The organism is Pseudomonas sp. HLMP (assembly GCF_046365545.1).
In the GTDB taxonomy this organism is placed as follows: Bacteria; Pseudomonadota; Gammaproteobacteria; order Pseudomonadales; family Pseudomonadaceae; genus Aquipseudomonas; species Aquipseudomonas guariconensis_B.
The window spans coordinates 5,153,807-5,160,861 of the sequence record NZ_JBDLLR010000001.1; the positions used below are offsets into that span (position 1 = coordinate 5,153,807).

The 7,055-nt window shown below is 64.4% G+C and carries 3 protein-coding genes; 2 read left to right on the forward strand and 1 reads right to left on the reverse strand.

Features of this window, described 5'->3' with window-relative positions; genetic code table 11:
* Positions 1-79: 79 nt before the first annotated feature.
* Entirely contained in the window at positions 80-1,558 is a 1,479-nt protein-coding gene (gene putP / locus ABFA30_RS23835) for a sodium/proline symporter PutP (protein ID WP_225788901.1), read from the reverse strand.
* 360 nt (positions 1,559-1,918) lie between these two features.
* Between putP and putA the strand changes: the two genes are divergently transcribed.
* Both putA and ABFA30_RS23845 read left to right on the forward strand, forming a co-directional pair.
* Positions 1,919-5,872 (forward strand): trifunctional transcriptional regulator/proline dehydrogenase/L-glutamate gamma-semialdehyde dehydrogenase, encoded by a 3,954-nt coding sequence (gene putA, locus ABFA30_RS23840; RefSeq protein ID WP_225788900.1) that lies wholly within the window; start codon positions 1,919-1,921, stop codon positions 5,870-5,872.
* A 294-nt stretch (positions 5,873-6,166) separates the two neighbouring features.
* The coding region (locus tag ABFA30_RS23845; protein WP_410046019.1) for an IS256 family transposase at positions 6,167-7,055 on the forward strand (889 nt) is incomplete at its 3' end.

Sequence of the window (7,055 nt, forward strand, 5' to 3'; positions counted from 1 at the left end):
TCAGGTCGCGCCCGCCGAAACGACAGCGGCCCGCGTCTCGGCGAGGCGCGGGCCGCTTCAGGCAGGCGTCAGCGAAACATCACTTGCCGATATGGTAGGCCTCGTCGGCCTTCTCGAAGCTCGAGACCATGCTGGCCGAAGGACGCCCCAGCTTGCTCACCACGACGATGGCGAGGGTCGCCAGCAGGAAGCCCGGGATGATTTCGTACAGACCCAGGCCGACATAGTTCTTCCACACGATCACGGTCACGGCACCGACCAGGATACCGGCCAGGGCGCCGTTGCGGGTCATGCCCTTCCACAGCACAGAGATCAGCACCACCGGACCGAAGGCGGCGCCGAAGCCGGCCCAGGCGTAGGCCACCAGGCCCAGCACGCGGTTCTCAGGGTTGGCGGCCAGGGCGATGGCGATCAGGGCCACGGCCAGGACCATCAGGCGGCCGACCCAGACCAGCTCGACCTGGGAAGCGTTCTTGCGCAGGAAGGCCTTGTAGAAGTCTTCGGTCAGGGCACTGGAGCACACCAGCAGCTGGCAGCTCAGGGTACTCATCACCGCCGCCAGGATGGCCGACAGCAGTACACCGGCGATCCATGGGTTGAACAGGATCTTCGCCAGCTCGATGAACACACGCTCGTGGTTCTCGGTGACCGGGCCGGCCAGGCCAGGGTTGGCCGAGAAGTAGGCGATACCGAAGAAGCCCACGGCGCAGGTGCCGGCCAGGCACAGAATCATCCAGGTCATGGAGATGCGGCGGGCGTTGGCGATCGACTTGACCGACTCGGCGGCCATGAAGCGCGCCAGGATGTGCGGCTGGCCGAAGTAGCCCAGGCCCCAGCCCAGCAGCGAGATGATGCCGATGAAGGTGGCGCCGCGGAACATGTCGAAGTTGGCCGGGTTCTGCGCCTCGATGGCGAGGAACGTGGTGTCGAAGCCGCCAGTGGAGATCAGCACGATGATCGGGGTGAGGATCAGCGCGAAGATCATCAGCGAGGCCTGCACGGTGTCGGTCCAGCTCACCGCCAGGAAGCCACCGACGAAGGTGTAGGCGATGGTCGCCGCGGCACCGGCCCACAGGGCGGTCTCGTACGACATGCCGAAGGTGCTTTCGAACAGGCGGGCGCCGGCGACGATGCCGGAAGCGCAGTAGATGGTGAAGAACACCAGGATGACGACGGCCGAGATCACCCGCAGCAGGCCGCTCTTGTCTTCGAAACGGCTGGTGAAGTAGTCCGGCAGGGTCAGGGCGTCGCCGTTGTACTCGGTCTGCACGCGCAGGCGGCCGGCCACGAACAGCCAGTTCAGGTAGGCGCCGATGGTCAGGCCGATGGCGATCCAGGCCTCCGAGAGGCCCGACAGGTAGATGGCGCCCGGCAGGCCCATCAGCAGCCAGCCGCTCATGTCGGAAGCGCCGGCGGAGAGCGCGGTGACCACGCTGCCGAGGCTACGGCCGCCGAGGATGTAGTCGGAGAGGTTCTTGGTGGAGCGATAGGCCACGAAGCCGATCAGCACCATTGCCGCGATGTAGACCACGAAGGTGATCGTGAGTGGATTGCCCATGGTTGTGCCCTGGCGTTTGTTTTTATCTCTTGCGAACCGCCTCGGTAAAGGTGGTTGCACCCAGGCGGCGCATCCTATGCAACAACACGAACAGGGTGCAACCATTTTTCAATGCCAAGTTGCACCTGGACGCACCTTTTCAGAAAAAGTGCCTTTTTTGCTCCTTTTCGGAGCATGCGGCACGTTTTTCATAAGAAAACGCACCGACAACGACCTTTTTCGCCATGTGGGAAATACCACCGGACGAGTTGCACCTTTTCCTCCAAAAAAACGGGTTGCACCCGGTTGCACCCGAATTGTCCTACAGCTAATCTTGCCGACAGCTTAGGCCACACCCGTGGCAATATCGAGGAATAAGAAATGGCGACGACCACCCTTGGGGTCAAACTCGACGACCCGACCCGTGAGCGACTCAAAGCCGCTGCGCAGTCCATCGACCGCACACCGCACTGGCTGATCAAGCAAGCGATCTTCAGCTACCTGGAGAAGCTCGAGGGTGGCGCCACCCTGACCGAACTCAACGGCCAGGCCGGTCACCCGGCCGACGATGCCGGGGAAATCCAGCCCGACCACAGCCACCAGTGCTTCCTCGAGTTCGCCGAGAGCATCCTGCCGCAGTCGGTGCTGCGCTCGGCCATCACCGCCGCCTACCGCCGCCCGGAACAGGAAATGGTGCCGATGCTGCTGGAGCAGGCCCGCCTGTCGGCCGCCCAGGCCGAGGCCACCAACAAGCTGGCCTCCGGCATCGCCGAGAAGCTGCGCAACCAGAAGAGCGCCAGCGGCCGTGCCGGCATCGTCCAGGGCCTGCTGCAGGAGTTCTCCCTGTCGTCCCAGGAGGGCGTGGCCCTGATGTGCCTGGCCGAAGCCCTGCTGCGCATTCCCGACAAGGGCACCCGCGATGCCCTGATCCGCGACAAGATCAGCACCGGCAACTGGCAACCGCACCTGGGCAACAGCCCGTCGCTGTTCGTCAACGCCGCCACCTGGGGCCTGCTGCTGACCGGCAAGCTGGTTTCCACCCACAACGAATCCGGCCTGACCTCCTCGCTCACCCGCATCATCGGCAAGAGCGGCGAACCGATGATCCGCAAGGGCGTCGACATGGCCATGCGTCTGATGGGCGAGCAGTTCGTCACCGGCGAGACCATCGCCGAGGCCCTGGCCAATGCCAGCCGCTTCGAGTCCAAGGGTTTCCGCTATTCCTACGACATGCTCGGCGAAGCCGCACTGACCGAGCACGACGCACAGAAGTACCTGGCTTCCTACGAGCAGGCGATCCACTCGATCGGCAAGGCGTCCCACGGCCGTGGCATCTATGAAGGCCCGGGCATCTCCATCAAGCTGTCGGCCCTGCACCCGCGCTACAGCCGCGCCCAGTACGAGCGTGTGATGGAAGAGCTGTACCCACGCCTGCTGTCGCTGACCCTGCTGGCCAAGCAGTACGACATCGGCCTGAACATCGATGCCGAGGAAGCCGACCGCCTGGAGCTGTCCCTGGACCTGCTCGAGCGCCTGTGCTTCGAGCCTGCGCTGGCCGGCTGGAACGGTATCGGCTTCGTCATCCAGGCCTACCAGAAGCGCTGCCCGTACGTGATCGACTACGTCATCGACCTGGCCAAGCGCAGCCGCCACCGCCTGATGATCCGCCTGGTCAAGGGCGCCTACTGGGACAGCGAGATCAAGCGCGCCCAGGTCGAAGGCCTGGAAGGCTACCCGGTGTACACCCGCAAGGTGTACACCGACGTGTCCTACATCGCCTGCGCACGCAAGCTGCTGTCGGTACCGGATGCCATCTACCCGCAGTTCGCCACGCACAACGCCCACACCCTGTCGGCCATCTACCATATTGCCGGTCAGAACTATTACCCGGGCCAATACGAGTTCCAGTGCCTGCACGGCATGGGCGAGCCCCTGTACGAGCAGGTGGTGGGCAAGGTTTCCGAAGGCAAGCTGAACCGCCCGTGCCGCGTCTACGCGCCGGTCGGCACCCATGAGACCCTGCTGGCCTACCTGGTGCGCCGCCTGCTGGAAAACGGCGCCAACACCTCGTTCGTCAACCGCATCGCCGACCACTCGATCTCCATCCAGGAACTGGTCGCCGACCCGGTCGTCAGCATCGAGCGCATGGCCACCCAGGAAGGCGCCATCGGCCTGCCGCACCCGCGCATCCCCCTGCCGCGTGACCTCTACGGCAGCGAGCGGGCCAACTCGGCCGGCATCGACATGGCCAACGAACACCGCCTGGCGTCGCTGTCCTGCGCCATGCTGGCCACCGCGCACAACGACTGGAAAGCCACCCCGCTGCTGGCCTGCGCCGCCAGCGAGCAGGCTGCCGCGCCGGTGCTCAACCCGGCCGACCACCGCGACGTGGTGGGCCATGTGCAGGAAGCCACCGTCGCCGACGTCGACAACGCCATCCAGTGCGCCCTCAATGCCGCGCCGATCTGGCAGGCCACCCCGCCGGCCGAGCGTGCTGCGATCCTCGAGCGCACCGCCGACCTGATGGAAGCCGAGATCCAGCCGCTGATGGGCCTGCTCATCCGCGAGGCCGGCAAGACCTTCGCCAACGCCATCGCCGAAGTACGCGAGGCGGTGGACTTCTTGCGCTACTACGCGGTGCAGGCACGCAACGACTTCAGCAATGACGCCCACCGCCCGCTGGGCCCGGTGGTATGCATCAGCCCGTGGAACTTCCCCCTGGCGATCTTCACCGGCCAGGTAGCCGCTGCCCTGGCCGCCGGCAACCCGGTCCTGGCCAAGCCTGCCGAGCAGACCCCGCTGGTCGCCGCCCAGGCCGTGCGCCTGCTGCTGGAAGCCGGCATTCCGCAAGGCGTGCTGCAGCTGCTGCCAGGCCGTGGCGAGACCGTCGGCGCCGGCCTGGTCGGCGACGAGCGGGTCAAGGGCGTGATGTTCACCGGCTCCACCGAGGTGGCGCGCCTGCTGCAACGCAACATCGCTGGCCGCCTGGATGCCCAGGGCCGCCCGATCCCACTGATCGCCGAGACCGGCGGCCAGAACGCCATGATCGTCGACTCCTCGGCCCTGACCGAGCAGGTGGTGATCGACGTGGTGTCCTCGGCCTTCGACAGCGCCGGCCAGCGCTGTTCGGCGCTGCGCGTGCTGTGCCTGCAGGAAGACTCCGCCGACCGCGTGATCGAGATGCTCAAGGGCGCCATGGCGCAGAACCGCCTGGGCAATCCGGAGCGCCTGCCGGTGGACATCGGCCCGGTGATCGACGCCGAGGCCAAGGCCGGCATCGAGAAACACATCCAGGGCATGCGCGAGAAAGGCCGCTCGGTCTACCAGGTGGCCATCGCCGATGCCGAGGAATGCAAGCGCGGCACCTTCGTCATGCCGACCCTGATCGAACTGGAAAGCTTCGACGAGCTCAAGCGCGAGATCTTCGGCCCGGTGCTGCATGTGGTGCGCTACAACCGTCGTAACCTCGACCAGTTGATCGAGCAGATCAACGCCTCCGGCTACGGCCTGACCCTGGGCGTGCACACCCGCATCGACGAGACCATCGCCAAGGTGGTGGACAACGTCAACGCCGGCAACATGTACGTCAACCGCAACATCGTCGGTGCGGTGGTCGGCGTGCAGCCGTTCGGTGGCGAAGGCCTGTCTGGCACCGGCCCGAAAGCCGGCGGCCCGCTGTACCTGTACCGCCTGCTGTCGACCCGCCCGGCCGACGCCATCGCCCGTCACTTCCAGCGTACCGACGGTGACAGCAAGGTCGACGGCGCCCTGCGCGACCAGTTGATCAAGCCGCTGCACACCTTCAAAACCTGGGCCGACAGCAGCCAGCTGACGGGCCTGGCCGAGCTGTGCGAGCAGTTCGCCGAGCAGTCCCAGAGTGGCATCACCCGCGTGCTGCCCGGCCCGACCGGCGAGCGCAACACCTACACCGTGCTGCCGCGCGAGCACGTGCTGTGCCTGGCCGACAACGAAGCCGATCTGCTGGCCCAACTGGCAGCCGTACTGGCCGTCGGTAGCTCGGCGGTGTGGGTCGATGGCGAGCCAGGCAAGGCCCTGCGCGCCCGCCTGCCGAAGGAGCTGCAAGCGAAGGTCAAGCTGGTGGCGGATTGGAACAAGGATGAAGTCGCGTTCGACGCGGTCATCCACCACGGCGACTCCGACCAACTGCGCCGCGTCTGCGAGCAGGTGGCCAAGCGTGCCGGGGCGATCGTGGGTGTGCATGGGCTGTCCAGCGGCGATCACCAGATTGCGCTGGAGCGTTTGGTGATCGAGCGGGCGGTGAGTGTGAACACCGCTGCGGCGGGGGGTAACGCCAGCTTGATGACCATTGGCTGACGGTCGTTGAATGGAAGAAGGAGAGCTTAGGCTCAATGTCAGTCAGTTAAGCGGCGCTTTGTCATTTTTGGGGCTACCTTGCAGCCCATCGCCGGCAAGCCGGCTCCCACAGGGACCGCGGCGACACACATGTGCGGTTTGCACGGACAGTGTGGGAGCCGGCTTGCCGGCGATGGGGCGCGAAGCGGCCCCAAATGACAACTGAAAGTCTTAACTGACCGGCATTGAGCTTAGGCTCTCCTGAGGGTGTCAGAAATTTTGTGTTCGGGCATAACATGAGTAAGAGGTGCATGTATGCCAACCAAAAAGAAACCCTTGCGTGACTTGCCCAAAATCCCCAAAGAGCTGCTGGAGCAGTTCGGTGAGGGCCTGATGACCGCAGAAGCTATCGAGGATGCCTCTGCGGCGTTTAAGAAGGCCCTGATCGAACGCGCGCTGCATGCCGAGCTTGGCCACCACCTGGGATATCCACCGGGCGCGCAGCGCCCAGAGGATGAAACCAACCAGCGTAACGGCAAGAGTGGCAAGACGGTTTTGACCGGCGATGGCCCGCTTCGTCTGGAAATTCCCCGAGATCGAGACGGTAGCTTTGCACCCATTCTGATCCCTAAGCACGAGCGGCGGTACACCGGCTTCGATGACAAGATCATCGCCATGTATGCTCGAGGTATGACGGTCAGAGAGATCCGAGCCTTTCTGTCCGAGCAGTATGGAACCGACGTCTCGCCTGATTTCATCAGCTCTGTAACTGACGAGGTCATGGAAGAGATTGGTGCTTGGCAACAGCGGCCACTGGAGCCGATGTACCCGGTCATTTTCTTCGATGCGCTGCGGGTGAAGATTCGCGAAGAAGGCCTGGTGCGCAACAAGGCCATTTACCTGGCACTGGGCGTTCTACCCGACGGGACGCGCGATATCTTGGGCATCTGGATCGAAAACACCGAGGGTGCGAAGTTCTGGATGAAGGTTTTTAACGATCTCAAAACGCGTGGTGTCGAAGATGTGCTAATTGCCGTGACCGATGGCCTCAAAGGCATGTCAGAGGCCCTCAGCGCTGTGTTTCCAGAGACGACGCTGCAGACGTGCATCGTGCACCTGATCCGCAACAGCCTCGACTTCGCGGCCTGGGACAAGCGGCGGGCTCTGGCCAAGGAGCTGAAGCCGATTTACCAAGCCATCAATG

What these genes read in the sequence shown, in the direction of transcription:
- putP (WP_225788901.1), bottom strand. Translation starts at nt 1,558, where the DNA reads ATGGGCAATCCACTCACGATCACCTTCGTGGTCTACATCGCGGCAATG.
- putA (WP_225788900.1), top strand. Translation starts at nt 1,919, where the DNA reads ATGGCGACGACCACCCTTGGGGTCAAACTCGACGACCCGACCCGTGAG.